The organism is Paraburkholderia saeva, from assembly GCF_907164555.1.
Classification (GTDB): Bacteria; Pseudomonadota; Gammaproteobacteria; order Burkholderiales; family Burkholderiaceae; genus Paraburkholderia; species Paraburkholderia saeva.
Genome location: NZ_CAJQZC010000002.1, coordinates 726,497 through 739,087 on the forward strand (window position 1 = coordinate 726,497; position 12,591 = coordinate 739,087).

The 12,591-nt window shown below is 64.0% G+C and carries 10 protein-coding genes; 7 read left to right on the forward strand and 3 right to left on the reverse strand.

The window, feature by feature from the left end:
• Positions 1-39 precede the first annotated feature (39 nt).
• The 5 genes from LPA36_RS07545 to LPA36_RS07565 all read left to right on the forward strand — a co-directional run bounded on the left by LPA36_RS07545 (position 40) and on the right by LPA36_RS07565 (position 7,995).
• The gene (locus LPA36_RS07545; protein ID WP_228875499.1) at positions 40-3,234 is read left to right on the forward strand and encodes an efflux RND transporter permease subunit; all 3,195 of its coding nucleotides are present in this window, start codon (positions 40-42) and stop codon (positions 3,232-3,234) included.
• The gene (locus LPA36_RS07550) at positions 3,234-4,514 is read left to right on the forward strand and encodes an efflux RND transporter periplasmic adaptor subunit (RefSeq protein WP_228875500.1); all 1,281 of its coding nucleotides are present in this window, start codon (positions 3,234-3,236) and stop codon (positions 4,512-4,514) included. The genes LPA36_RS07545 and LPA36_RS07550 overlap by 1 nt, the downstream gene beginning before the upstream one ends.
• Positions 4,515-4,516: 2 nt before the next feature.
• Positions 4,517-6,034 (forward strand): efflux transporter outer membrane subunit, encoded by a 1,518-nt coding sequence (locus LPA36_RS07555; RefSeq protein ID WP_228875501.1) that lies wholly within the window; start codon positions 4,517-4,519, stop codon positions 6,032-6,034.
• A 177-nt stretch (positions 6,035-6,211) separates the two neighbouring features.
• On the forward strand, positions 6,212-7,507 hold the full coding sequence (locus tag LPA36_RS07560; RefSeq protein ID WP_228875648.1) for an MFS transporter: 1,296 nt from the start codon (positions 6,212-6,214) through the stop codon (positions 7,505-7,507).
• Positions 7,508-7,809: 302 nt separating this feature from the next.
• Positions 7,810-7,995, forward strand: coding sequence for a hypothetical protein (locus LPA36_RS07565; RefSeq protein ID WP_090534779.1), 186 nt, complete (start codon positions 7,810-7,812; stop codon positions 7,993-7,995).
• Between the two features lie 119 nt (positions 7,996-8,114).
• On the opposite strand, the gene mgrA is transcribed toward LPA36_RS07565, so the two are convergent.
• Positions 8,115-9,158: an L-glyceraldehyde 3-phosphate reductase gene (gene mgrA, locus LPA36_RS07570; protein WP_228875649.1), complete on the reverse strand. Its 1,044-nt coding sequence runs from the start codon at positions 9,156-9,158 to the stop codon at positions 8,115-8,117.
• Positions 9,159-9,335: 177 nt separating this feature from the next.
• On the opposite strand from mgrA, the gene LPA36_RS07575 reads away from it, so the two are divergent.
• Positions 9,336-9,539: a DUF3185 family protein gene (locus LPA36_RS07575; protein WP_228875502.1), complete on the forward strand. Its 204-nt coding sequence runs from the start codon at positions 9,336-9,338 to the stop codon at positions 9,537-9,539.
• Between the two features lie 75 nt (positions 9,540-9,614).
• On the opposite strand, the gene LPA36_RS07580 is transcribed toward LPA36_RS07575, so the two are convergent.
• Positions 9,615-10,394, reverse strand: coding sequence for a phytanoyl-CoA dioxygenase family protein (locus tag LPA36_RS07580; RefSeq protein WP_228875503.1), 780 nt, complete (start codon positions 10,392-10,394; stop codon positions 9,615-9,617).
• Positions 10,395-10,811: 417 nt separating this feature from the next.
• On the opposite strand from LPA36_RS07580, the gene LPA36_RS07585 reads away from it, so the two are divergent.
• Positions 10,812-11,165, forward strand: a complete 354-nt coding sequence (locus LPA36_RS07585; protein WP_228875504.1) for a hypothetical protein — start codon at positions 10,812-10,814, stop codon at positions 11,163-11,165.
• Positions 11,166-11,390: 225 nt separating this feature from the next.
• On the opposite strand, the gene metK is transcribed toward LPA36_RS07585, so the two are convergent.
• Complete coding sequence (gene metK / locus LPA36_RS07590) at positions 11,391-12,578, reverse strand: methionine adenosyltransferase (protein ID WP_228875505.1); 1,188 nt, start codon at positions 12,576-12,578, stop codon at positions 11,391-11,393.
• Positions 12,579-12,591 lie beyond the last annotated feature (13 nt).

Sequence of the window (12,591 nt, forward strand, 5' to 3'; positions counted from 1 at the left end):
CCCGGCTTTCACCCGACCTCCCCAGACTCGCGCCGTTCCATGTGGATCGTTCGACTCGCGCTACGGCGCCCGTATACCTTCATCGTCCTCGCCCTGCTGCTGCTGATCGTCGGGCCGCTGACGATCATGCGCACGCCTACGGACATCTTCCCGAACATCGACATTCCGGTGCTCTCGGTGATCTGGTCGTACAACGGGCTGCCTGCAGACGAGATGGAAAAGCGCATCGTGCTCAACTACGAGCGCGGGCTTTCGGTGGCGGTGAACGATATCGAGCACGTCGAATCGACTTCGCACAACGGCATCGCGGTCATCAAGATCTTCTTCCAGCCGCACGCGAATATCGACGAGGCGCTGGCCGAAGTCACCGCGCTGTCGCAAACCCAGTTGCGTTCGCTGCCGCCTGGCATCACGCCGCCGAACATCCTGCGCTACAACGCGTCGACGGTGCCGATCCTGCGGCTGTCGCTGTCGTCGCCCTCGCTTACCGAGCAGGAACTGTTCGACTTCGGCAATAACTTCCTGAAGACGCAGCTCGCCACCGTGCCAGGCGCGTCCGCGCCGCTACCGTATGGCGGCAAGCAGCGCCAGATCATGGTCGACATCGACTCGCGCAAGCTTCAGGAGCGCAATCTGTCGCCGATGGACGTGGTGAACGCGGTGACCGCGCAGAACCTGATCCTGCCGTCGGGCACCGCGAAAATTGGTTCGACCGAATATTCGGTGCAGATGAACGCGAGCCCGGATTCGCTCGCTGGCCTGAACAATATTCCGATCAAATCCACGGCGAACGGCACCGTTTATATCCGCGACGTCGCGCACGTGCGCGACGGCTTCCAGCCGCAGACGAACATCGTGCGCGTGAACGGCCAGCGCGCATCGCTCCTCACGATCAACAAGAGCGGCAACACGTCGACGCTGGAAATCGTCCAGCGCATCAAGGACATGATGCCGACGCTGCGCAATCTCGTGCCCGAGTCGCTCAACATCGATCCCGTCGCGGACCAGTCGCTGTTCGTGCGCGCCTCGGTGCAGGGCGTGCTGCGCGAAGCGCTGATCGCCGCCGGCCTCACCGGCCTCATGATCCTGCTCTTTCTCGGCAACTGGCGCGCGACGCTGATCATCGCCGTGTCGATTCCGCTTTCGATGATCACGTCGATCATCGCGCTGTCCGCGCTCGGTGAAACCATCAACATCATGACGCTCGGCGGGCTCGCGCTCGCGGTCGGGATTCTGGTGGACGACGCGACCGTCGCGATCGAGAACATCAGCCATCAGCTGGAGCAGGGCAAGAATCTGGAACAGGCGATTCTCGATGGCGCGCATCAGATCGCAATTCCGACGCTCGTTTCGACGCTGTCGATCTGTATCGTGTTCGTGCCGATGTTCCTGCTGACAGGCGTCGCGCACTATCTGTTCATTCCGCTTGCCGAGGCGGTCGTCTTCGCGATGCTCGCGTCGTACTTCTTTTCGCGGACGCTCGTGCCGACGCTCGCGAAATATCTGCTGCGCAACCACCATCGCAAGGAAGACCTGCACGCGAGCGAAACGACGCGCAATCCGTTCATGCGCGCCCATCTGGCGTTCGAGCGCGGCTTCGAGAACGTGCGCAGCCGCTATCGCGTGTTTCTGGAAGCGCGCGTCGCGCGGCCGGGCGTGTTCGTGATCGTGTTTCTGGCATGCTGCGGCGGCTCGATGCTGCTGATGCCGTTTCTCGGCCGCGATTTTTTCCCGCAGGTCGACGCGGGCACGATCGCGCTGCACCTGCGCGCGAAAACCGGCATGCGGGTCGAGGAAACGGCGGTCGTCACCGATCGCGTCGATACGCGGATTCGTCAGCTGATTCCGCCTGCCGAACTGCATTCGCTGATCGACAATATCGGCCTGCCGGTGTCGGGCATCAACCTGTCATACAGCAACACCGGCACGATCGGCACATCGGACGCCGACGTGCTCATTACGCTGAACGAAAATCATCATCCGACCGCTGAATACGTGCGCACACTGCGCCGTACGCTCAGCGACGAATTCCCGGGCGTGCAGTTCGCGTTTTTGCCTGCGGATATCGTGAGCCAGACGCTCAACTTCGGCATGCCGTCGCCGATCGATATCCAGGTCGTGGGGCGCGACGTCGACGGCAACCGGGCGTTCGCCGCGCGTCTGCTCGACCGCCTGCGCACCGTGCCCGGTTTCGCCGATGCGCGCATCCAGCAGCCTTCCGACCTGCCGCGCATTTTCATCGACGTGGACCGCACGCGCGCGCAGCAGGCCGGCTTCACGCAGAAAGACGTCGCGAGCAACCTGCTGATCACGCTCTCGGGCAGCCAGCAGACGACGCCGACGTTCTGGCTGAATCCGCGCAATGGCGTGAGCTACAACGTGATCACGGAAGCGCCCCAGTACACGATCGATTCGCTGCAGTCGCTCGCGAATATTCCGCTTAACGCGAATGGCAAGAGCAACATCCTCGGCTCGCTTGCAACGATGCACCGCGAAGCCGGCAACGCAGTCATCAACCACTACAACGCGCAAACGACGATCGATATCTATGGCACGGCCGATGGTCGCGACCTTGGCGCGGTCTCCGACGACATCTCGAAGATCATCGCCGAAGCGAAGGCAGACTTGCCGAAGGGCTCGACGATCGAACTGCGCGGCCAGGTGCAGACGATGAACGATTCGTTCTCCGGGCTTTTCGCCGGGCTCGTGTTCGCGATTGTGCTGGTGTATCTGCTGATCGTGGTGAACTTCCAGTCGTGGCTCGATCCGTTCATCATCATTACCGCGCTGCCGGGCGCGCTCGCGGGCATCGTCTGGATGCTGTTCCTCACCGGCACTACGCTGTCGATTCCGGCGCTGACGGGTGCGATCATGTGTATCGGCATCGCGACCGCCAACTCGATTCTCGTGATCAGCTTCGCGCGCGAACAGCTGCTCGAACACGGCGATGCGACCCGCGCCGCCATCGAGGCGGGTTTCACGCGCTTCCGGCCGGTGCTGATGACCGCGCTCGCGATGGTGATCGGCATGGTGCCGATGGCGATCGGCCTCGGCGAGGGCGGCGAGCAGAACGCGCCGCTTGGCCGCGCGGTGATCGGCGGCCTGACGGTCGGCACGCTCGCGACGCTGATTTTCGTGCCGGTGGTGTTCTCGCTGATCTATCGACGACTCGCGGCGCGGCGTCTGCGCGCGTCGGAAAACGTGGTTCAAAAACATCCTGATGTGGGGCATTGATGGAAGGCAAAGGTCCTGAGCGTCACGACGACGCGCACCTGAAGACGAAGGCGACGGCGACGCCGAAGCGCGCGCGCTGGCCCGTCGTGGTCGCGGTCGTCGTCGTGGTTCTGCTCGCGGTGCAGGGCATCTGGTCGCGTCGCAGCGCGCATGCCGCGCTCGAGCGCGATGCGGTTCATGCGAGCCAGACGAGCGTCGAAGTCGTGCTGCCGAAGAAGTCGGATGCAGCACTCGATCTCGTGCTGCCGGGCAACGTGCAGGCGTTTCTCGACACACCGATCTACGCGCGCACGAACGGCTATCTGCGCAAGTGGTACGCCGACATCGGCGCGCACGTAAAGGCCGGCCAGCTGCTCGCCGAGATCGACACACCGGAAGTCGACGACCAGTTGCGCGCGGCGCGCGCCGATCTCGCGAACGCGCAGGCGAATTACGCGCTGTCCAGAACGACCGCCGACCGCTGGACCGACATGCTGAAAAGCAACTCGGTCTCGAAGCAGGAAACCGACGAGAAGGTCGGCGACATGCTTGCAAAGAAAGCGACGCTCGACGCCGCACGTTTCAATGTCGCGCGGCTTGAAAAGACGCAGTCGTTCCAGAAGGTCTTCGCGCCGTTCGACGGCATCGTCACCGCGCGCAACGTGGATGTCGGCGCGCTGATCGATGCGGGCAGTTCGGGCGGCCCGGCAAAGGAGCTGTTCCACATCGCGCAGGCAGACCGGCTGCGGGTCTACGTCAACGTGCCGCAGGCTTACGCGCAACAGGTGCAGGCGCAGCAGAACGCCTACCTCACGCTCACCGAAACGCCGGCGAAACACTATCCGGGCAAGGTCGCGCGCACCGCTGGCTCCGTCGATGCGACGCAGCGCACGATGCTCGTGGAAGTCGACGTCGACAACCGCAACGGCGATCTGCTGCCGGGCGCGTACGCGCAGGTGCACTTCGCGCTCGGCGCGGGCGCCGCGCCGTTCACGCTGCCGGGCAACGCGTTCCTGTTCCGGCCGGACGGCGTGAAGGTCGCCACCGTGACGCCCGATAGCCGCGTGAAACTGCTGACCGTTTCGCTCGGGACGGACTTCGGCACCCGCGTAGCCGTCGCATCCGGTTTGCAGGGCGACGAGAAGGTGATCCTCAATCCGCAGGATTCGATCGTCAACGGCGCACCCGTGCGGATCGTCCCGCCGAAGAACGCAGGCCCGGCCAGGGGTGCGAGCGGTGCAGATGCAGGTACCGCGACGGCCGGCGCGGAAGGCGCTTCGTCAGGGCAGGCCGGGCAGTGACCATGCGACTTCATCGTTCATCCCGGCGACGCGCGCTACGTCTTTCGCTTTCGGCGATTGCAGCGGCATCGATGCTCGCGGGTTGCGCCGTCGGTCCGGATTACGTCAAGCCCACTTCGACCACTGCTTCGACATACAAGGAACTCGAAGGCACCGGCTGGAAGCCCGCGCAACCGGCCGACTTCGGCACGCGCGGCGCGTGGTGGGAAGTCTATGACGACCCGGCGCTGAATGCGCTCGAAGCGCGCGTCGCCACCGAAAACCAGGACGTGCAGGCAGCGCAGGCGCGTTTTCGCGCGGCCCGCGCCGCGGTCGCGCAGTTCCGCTCCAGCTTCTTCCCGCTCGTGACCGCGTCCGGCGACTATTCGCGCGCGCGATCGTCGGCCAACGTGCTGCACAAGTCGACCGCCGGTCTCACGCTCAACGACTATCTCGTGCAGGCGGATGCATCGTGGGAACCCGACCTGTGGGGCCGCATTTCGCGCAGCGTCGAAGGCGCGAAAGCCGGCGCGCAGGCAAGCGCCGCCGATGCGCAGTCCGCGCTGCTCTCGATGCAGGCCGAACTCGCCACCGACTACTTCGAGCTGCGCGGCATCGATCAGGAACATCAACTGCTCGACAACACGATCAAGGCGTACCGCGACGCGCTCGACCTGACGCAGCATCGGAGGGCGGGCGGCATCGCCACCGACGCCGACGTCGCGCAGGCGGAAACGCAGTTGCGGACCACCGAAGCGCAGGCGATCGACCTCGACGTGCAGCGCACGCAACTCGAACACGCAATCGCGATCCTGACGGGCCAGAATCCGTCGGCGTTCTCGCTGCCCATCGCACCGCTCGTCGCGGTGCCGGTCGTGGCGCCGACGGGCGTGCCTTCGGCGCTGCTCGAACGCCGCCCTGATATTGCCGCGGCCGAACGCCAGATGGCACAGACGAACGCGCAGATCGGCGTCGCGACTGCGGCGTTCTTTCCGAACCTGGTGCTGTCCGTCACAGGCGGTCTTGAGGCGACGAACTTCAGTTCGTGGCTGATGGCGCCGTCGCGCTTCTGGTCGCTTGGGCCGACGCTCGCGGGTACGCTGCTCGACTTCGGCGGACGCGCGGCCGTCAAGGAACAGGCGCAGGCGCACTACGACGAAAGCGTCGCGAACTACCGTCAGGCGGTGCTGGGCGCGTTCGGCGACGTCGAGGACAATCTCGCCGCGCTGCGCGTGCTGGAACAGGAAGCGCTCGCGCAGAACGACGCCGTGAGCGCCGCGGAACGCGCGCTCGCCGTGATCTCGAACCGCTACAAGAACGGCGCGATCACCTATCTCGACGTCGTCGTCGCGCAAACCACGGCGCTGTCGAACGAACGCCAGTCGGTTGCGATCGCGCGCCGCCGGATGGCCGCAAGCGTCGCGCTGATCAAGGCGCTGGGCGGCGGCTGGGACGCATCGCAACTGCCGACTGACGAACAGATCGTGCATCCGGACGCGCCGAGCGGTGCGGCGTCCGGCGCGCCGGTAACACGCGGCTAGCGGCGTACGTGGTGTGCGGCGCTGCAGTGGACGCGCTGCGCGACGGGCGTTTTGCGCCGCCACGCAAACGCCGTCGATTGCCCGCGCCGACGACGTCACCCGCGCGACCGGCGTATCGTTGAGGTCTTTGCTTTTCCGGGAGACCGCTTCGTGAACGCTTCACAGGAACCTGACCGGATGCCTGATCCGGCGGATCCTTCAACTGCTGCCCGGTCGGCTTCATCTTCGTCTTCTGCTTCGCCTGCTCAGGGTCATTCATCGGACAACACTGCCAGCACTCCGTACCTGGAGCGCGGCACGCGCACCTACTGGCGCGCAAGTCTCGCGCTGCTGTTCGCCGGTTACGCCACTTTCTCGCTGCTCTACTGCGTGCAGCCGCTCCTGCCCGCGTTCTCGACGACGTTCGGCGTCAGCCCTGCGCAAAGCAGTTTCTCGCTCTCATTGACGACAACGGCGCTCGCGTTCGCGATCTTCGTCGCAGGGTTCGTGTCGGAAGGCTGGAGCCGGCATCGCCTGATGACCGCTTCGCTCACGGCGTCGTCGGTGCTCACGCTTGCGGTTGCGTTCGCACCGCAATGGCATCAGTTGCTGGTGCTGCGCGCGCTCGAAGGACTCGCGCTCGGCGGCGTGCCCGCCGTTGCAATGGCGTATCTCGCGGAGGAAGTGCATCCGGACGGCCTCGGCCTCGCGATGGGGTTGTACGTGGGCGGCACGGCGATCGGGGGCATGGCGGGGCGCGTGATTACAGGCGTCGTCGCGAATCTGTCTGGCTGGCGCGTGTCGGTCGCAGTTATCGGCGTGCTCGGCCTGGTGGCGATGCTCGCGTTTCGCACGCTGCTGCCGCCGTCGCGCCATTTCGTGCCGCGTCGCGGGCTCGGTTTTTCGCATCATCGCGCCGCGCTCGCGAAGCATTTCGCGACTGCCGGACTGCCCGTCGTATTCCTGATGGCGTTCGTGCTGATGGGCAGTTTCGTCACGCTCTACAACTACATCGGCTACCGGCTGCTCGCGCCGCCGTATCAACTGAGCCAGGCCGAGATCAGCTCAATTTTCGTCGTGTATCTGACGGGCGTGGTTGCGTCGCCCTGGTCGGGAAGGATGGCCGATACCTTTGGCCGGGCACGCGTGCTGATCGCCAGTCTCTTACTCATGCTGACCGGCGCAGGACTGACGATGCTGCAACCCATCGCCGCGATCGCTGCGGGCATCGCGTGCCTGACGTTCGGCTTTTTCGCGGGGCACGCGGTGGCAAGCGGCTGGGTCGGCCGGATGGCGAAAACGGCAAAAGGCCACGCCGCGGCACTGTATCTGCTTGCGTATTACCTCGGATCGAGCGTGGTGGGTTCGTACGGCGGACATGTATGGGCCAGGCATGGCTGGAATGGCGTCGTCCTGCTCGTCGCGTTGCTGCTGGTGTGCGGCATTGCGGGCGCGTGGTGGTTGCGCACGCGTGAACGAAAAGGCCTCGCGTAAACCACGATCCATGACGCACGCCGAAAGGTTTTTGCAAGTCGCCGTCACGGTTTTTTGTCGCCGCTTCAAACATGCGTTGCCTCACGCAAGGCCCCACCGGACGCGGCTCCAGCTATGCGAAAAGCGACGCTGCAGCGCCGCATTGCGGCGCGCCGGCCGTTCAACCGTCGCCTATACTCAAATCACGCGGCTGCTCCGCTTACATCACAACTACAGCGCGCCGTGAAGCAACATAAAGCAAACATTTTGCATGTGACCCGAGTAAGCGCTAAAGCGCTAACCCGGGTCCACAGGAGACGGGTATGACGACCTATTTCACGATCGGCGATTTTATTCTGGTCATTCCGATGGCGCTGGCCGGCGCGCTCTTCCTTGGCGCGTGCCCCTGTGCAACCGAGTTCAGGCATAACGTACTGCGCGTTCTGGGCGCACTACTCGGCGTTGTCGTCGCGGTGCTGCTGGTCGAAGGGCTACCGGCTCTGGTCTAGCTATCCGGTCACACCACGGTCACGCCAATTGCCAGACGCGCCTGCATATCGGCGCCCACGTGAAAAAGCCGCCTCGCGGCGGCTTTCCCTGTTTCCCTGCGCGATGAAGCGCCAGCCGGTCAAACCTTCTGATCGGTCGACGGCTTTTCCCACAGGTTGATGCCGCCTTCGGTCGCGTAGCGATCGATTTCAGCCAGTTCTTCCTTCGAAAACGCCAGGTTCTTCAATGCACCGGCGTTCTCGCGCACCTGCTCCGGCTTGCTCGCGCCGATCAGCGCAGACGTCACCCGGCCACCGCGCAGCGTCCACGCAAGCGCCATCTGCGCGAGGCTCTGGCCGCGGCGCTGCGCGATGTCGTTCAGCTTGCGCACGTGCTCGATGTTCTGCGCGCTCAGATGCTCCTGTTTGAGCGATCCGCCACCCGCCTTGTTGACGCGCGCATCGTCCGGCACGCCGTTCAGATACTTGCCGGTCAGCAGACCCTGCGCGAGCGGCGTGAACGCGATGCTGCCCGCGCCGATGCCTTCGAGCGTATCCAGCAGTTCATGCTCGACCCAGCGGTTCAGCATGTTGTACGCCGGCTGGTGGATCAGCAGCGGCACCTTGTACTCGCCGAGGAGCTTCGCCATTTCACGCGTTTTGGCCGGCGAATACGACGAAATGCCGATGTACAGCGCCTTGCCCTGTTGCACGGCCGTGGCGAGCGCGCCAGCGGTTTCCTCAAGCGGCGTGTCGGCGTCGAAACGATGCGAATAGAAAATGTCGACGTAGTCGAGGCCCATGCGCTGCAGGCTCTGATCGAGACTTGCCAGCACGTATTTGCGCGAGCCGCCGCCCTGACCATACGGGCCCGGCCACATATCCCAGCCCGCCTTCGACGAGATCAGCAGTTCGTCGCGATACGGTTTGAAATCGTCCTTGAAATGGCGGCCGAAATTCGTTTCCGCGCTGCCGTACGGCGGCCCGTAGTTGTTCGCCAGATCGAAGTGCGTAATGCCGAGATCGAACGCGGTGCGCAAGATGTCGCGTTGCGTCGAGAACGGCGTCGTATCGCCGAAGTTGTGCCACAGACCGAGCGACAGCGCGGGCAGCTTGAGCCCCGATTTGCCGCAGACGCGGTATTGCATATCCGAATAGCGTTCTGATGCTGCTTCGTAGGCCATTGCTTGAATTCCCTTGTAGAGGCTGAAAAGGCGCATCGCGATGCGCGCCACGCTGAACTGTGTATGGTAGCCAATCGGTGCGCGGCTTGCATCGCCCCAGACTCCGGGACGAACGATGGACGTCATCACGTCGCTCACCTACACTGCGGCGACCATGTTTAACGATGAGGGATTTTCATGACCAGAGCGATCTCGTTTGCGTTGATCGTTGGCGGTGTGGTGCTGCTGTACTTCGGCGGCCAGTCGTTCAACTCGTTCAGCAACGACGTCTCGCGCGTCTTCACCGGCGCACCGACCAGCAAGACGATCTTTCTGATCGCCGGCGGCGTGGTCGCGACACTGGCCGGGCTCACCGGCCTCGTCGTGTCGGGCAAGCGCTAGATCCGCATACGATGAGCGGTGACTGAAAGACCGCTCATCGCCCGTGGTTTCCGGTTGAAGACCGCCGGTCGGGACTCAGAACGCGACTTCGGGGATCGAAGCCGACCGCGATCCCGGCAGCGGTACATTGCTCGCGCCGTGATACGTGAACACGAGCGAAAACTTCACGTCGTCGCTGATATTCTTGCCGGCCGAATGCAGCGTGTTGCAATGGAAGAACACGACGTCGCCGGCCTGCAGTTCCGGGGAGATCGCGGTCTGGATCAGCGCCTGATTCTCAGGCAGATCCGAGCGGAAAAACTTCGCCTGATCGAAGCGATCGGATGTGAACGGCGCCGTGTGCGACAGCGGCACAAACCAGAGCGCGCCGTTGTCGACCGTTTCCGGTCCGAGCGCGACCCACACCGAGACCAGATCGTCCCGTTCGAACGACCAGTACCGCACGTCGCGATGCCAGCCTGTGAGGCTCCCGTACGTGGGGTGCTTCGTCATCATGCAGTTGTGATGCGTGCGCGAAAGGCGCGGCTCCTCGCCGAAATACAGTTCCATCCAGCCGCGGATTTCCGGCGCGGTCGCCCATTCACGAAAGAGCGGATCGCGCTGATAGGCGTCGAGCAGACGCCGCACGGTGTGCCCCCCCGGCGCATGCTTCGATTCGGGCGCGCCGGGATAACGCAGATCGGCCTCGAACTCGAGCGGCGCAGCGGCCTCCAGCAACTGGCGCTGGGCGACCTGCTTCATCTGCGCGCAACGCTCGGGTGAAAGCAGGCCCGGAACGATCACGAAGCCGCGTTCACGCAGCATCTGTACCTGTTCTTTTTTCGAATGAAGCGAAGCATGCGACTGAACTGACATGGAGACATTCCGGTTCGGCTGGCTAATACCGGATTGTAAAACGTACCCGATCCCGCTGCGTGCGCGATCGACGGCAGTGCGTGGGTTGACTTGACGCATCGCACGCGCGCGGGGCAGCACCTGCACGAAAAACGGTCGCCTGCGCGCGATTGCGGGTCATTGCCAGCGTTTGAAACGGCACTACCCCGCTTTCTCAAGGGGAAAAACCCGACTTCCGGGCGTCACGAATCGCGTGTAGTCTGCCTGCATGTTGATTGCCAACCCCGCCTCTGCGGTGCATGCGCGGCCTGTGACGGCTGCTGCAATACCGATCCACGCGTCCTCCGGTTTCTCCATCGACCCCGCTGGCATATTTGGTGCTGCTTTTAGCGCGCCTGACGCCGCCTGTCTGATGCCCTATTCCTTCTGACTGAAACCATGCACACCCTACTGAGCACCGGTCTTACCCGCGCAGCATTGAAGGCAGCGCGTCCCGCGCGCCGCCATGTCATGCGTGCGCTGCGTCATCACTCAGCGCGCACGCGCGCGCTCGCCGGACAGTGGCGCGACGCGAAGCCCGTCGACGGCATCCGTATGTGGTTTCACTCGTTTTTCGCGGCATTGCGCGTGAAGAGCGGCTCGCATCGTTTTTCGCTGCGCACCCTGCTACGCAAGCCGACGACGCTCCGTTCGCTGAACGCACGTCCGGTGCCGGCGGTGCGCAGCACGAGCCGTCGTCCGCGCCGCGTATCGGTGACGAGTACGGGATGGTTCGCGTTCGCGACGCGCTAGGTTGATCGCGCGATGTCGCCGCGATAGCAACGACAACGCGACAATCGCATAACGGGGCGAGGCCGCGGACGCGATTTTCCGGCTGAGCTACATCGAGTTGCGTCGCACACCGGCCATAGACGCGAACGCCAGGTCGGCAGCCATTTCAGGTAGCAATAAAAAACCCCGCGCGGCGCAAGCCGGCGGGGTTTTCTGCGTGCGAAGCCAGTTTCGCGGGACGCGCGATCAGGCCAGCGCGGCAACCGGTTCGGTGCCGGCGGCTTCTGCGAGCGCCAGCGCCTTGTCGGTCGCTTCCCACGAGAATTCCGGCTCTTCGCGGCCAAAGTGACCGTAAGCAGCGGTTTTCTCGTAGATCGGACGCAGCAGGTCGAGCATCTGGACAATGCCCTTCGGACGCAGGTCGAAGTGTTCCAGGACCAGACGCGTGATCGTTGCATCCGACACGCGACCCGTGCCGAACGTGTTGACCATCACCGAAGTCGGCTGTGCCACGCCGATGGCGTACGACACCTGAATCAGGCAGCGCGAAGCCAGACCGGCAGCGACGATGTTCTTCGCGACGTAACGGCCGGCATAAGCCGCCGAACGGTCGACCTTCGACGGATCCTTGCCCGAGAACGCGCCGCCGCCGTGCGGGGCCGCGCCGCCGTACGTATCGACGATGATCTTGCGGCCGGTCAGGCCGCAGTCGCCTTGCGGGCCACCGATCACGAACCGGCCAGTCGGGTTCACGAGGAACTTGATGTCGCCCTTGATCAGTTCAGCCGGCAGCGTCGGCTTGATGATTTCCTCGATCACGGCTTCGCGCAGCGTCGACAGTTCGATGTCCGGCGAATGTTGCGTCGACAGCACGACGGTGTCGATGGCGTGCGGCTTGCCGTCGACGTAGCGCACGGTGACCTGCGACTTCGCGTCCGGACGCAGCCACTGCAGACGGCCGTCGCGGCGCAGATTGGCCTGGCGCTCGACGAGGCGGTGCGACAGGTGGATCGGCAGCGGCATCAGTTCAGGTGTTTCGTCGCACGCGTAACCGAACATCAGGCCCTGGTCGCCCGCGCCCTGATCGAGGTTGTTGTCGTGCGCGCGGTCCACACCCTGCGCGATGTCCGGCGACTGCTTGTCGTACGCGACCAGCACCGCGCAACCGCGGTAGTCGATGCCGTAATCGGTGTTGTCGTAGCCGATGCGCTTGATCGTTTCGCGCGCGACCTGGATGTAGTCGACGTTAGCCGTCGTGGTGATTTCGCCAGCCAGCACGACAAGACCGGTGTTGCACAGCGTTTCCGCTGCAACACGCGAATATTTGTCCTGTGTCAGGATGGCGTCGAGAATCGCGTCCGAAATCTGGTCGGCGACCTTGTCCGGATGGCCTTCAGAAACGGATTCGGAGGTGAAGAAGTAATCGTTTGCCACGTTGCAGACTCCT

Bases quoted from the DNA above. Each gene is read 5' to 3' on its own strand.
- LPA36_RS07545 (WP_228875499.1), top strand. From the start codon at position 40: ATGTGGATCGTTCGACTCGCGCTACGGCGCCCGTATACCTTCATCGTC.
- LPA36_RS07550 (WP_228875500.1), top strand. From the start codon at position 3,234: ATGGAAGGCAAAGGTCCTGAGCGTCACGACGACGCGCACCTGAAGACG.
- LPA36_RS07555 (WP_228875501.1), top strand. From the start codon at position 4,517: ATGCGACTTCATCGTTCATCCCGGCGACGCGCGCTACGTCTTTCGCTT.
- LPA36_RS07560 (WP_228875648.1), top strand. From the start codon at position 6,212: ATGCCTGATCCGGCGGATCCTTCAACTGCTGCCCGGTCGGCTTCATCT.
- LPA36_RS07565 (WP_090534779.1), top strand. From the start codon at position 7,810: ATGACGACCTATTTCACGATCGGCGATTTTATTCTGGTCATTCCGATG.
- mgrA (WP_228875649.1), bottom strand. From the start codon at position 9,158: ATGGCCTACGAAGCAGCATCAGAACGCTATTCGGATATGCAATACCGC.
- LPA36_RS07575 (WP_228875502.1), top strand. From the start codon at position 9,336: ATGACCAGAGCGATCTCGTTTGCGTTGATCGTTGGCGGTGTGGTGCTG.
- LPA36_RS07580 (WP_228875503.1), bottom strand. From the start codon at position 10,394: ATGTCAGTTCAGTCGCATGCTTCGCTTCATTCGAAAAAAGAACAGGTA.
- LPA36_RS07585 (WP_228875504.1), top strand. From the start codon at position 10,812: ATGCACACCCTACTGAGCACCGGTCTTACCCGCGCAGCATTGAAGGCA.